We start from the raw sequence: 279 nt of genomic DNA on the forward strand, positions 1-279 counted from the left end.
GTTTACCGGAACCCTCCAGGCAATAACGAAGCCTAATGATATTCAATTGGGTATCTATTCTCAATCAGTTTACAACAATACGCCGTACGTCAAAGAAAAGGAGATGAGCTCAACAGGAGAAAAAGGCAATCCCATCCCTTCGAGGGTTGGCGATCCATCTCCAATAAAGTACGTTTTTTATATAATCAAGGAAAACCGGACTTACGACCAGGTATTGGGCGATATCCCCCAGGGAAACGGGGACTCAACCCTTGTGCTTTTTGGGGAAAAAGTCACACC

At 44.8% G+C, this 279-nt stretch carries 1 pseudogene; it reads left to right on the forward strand.

Going from position 1 to position 279, the window contains the following annotated elements:
• Window positions 1–279: pseudogene (locus L5849_RS15850) on the forward strand (phosphoesterase); the annotation flags it as partial.

It is taken from the genome of Erythrobacter sp. SN021, from assembly GCF_021864455.1.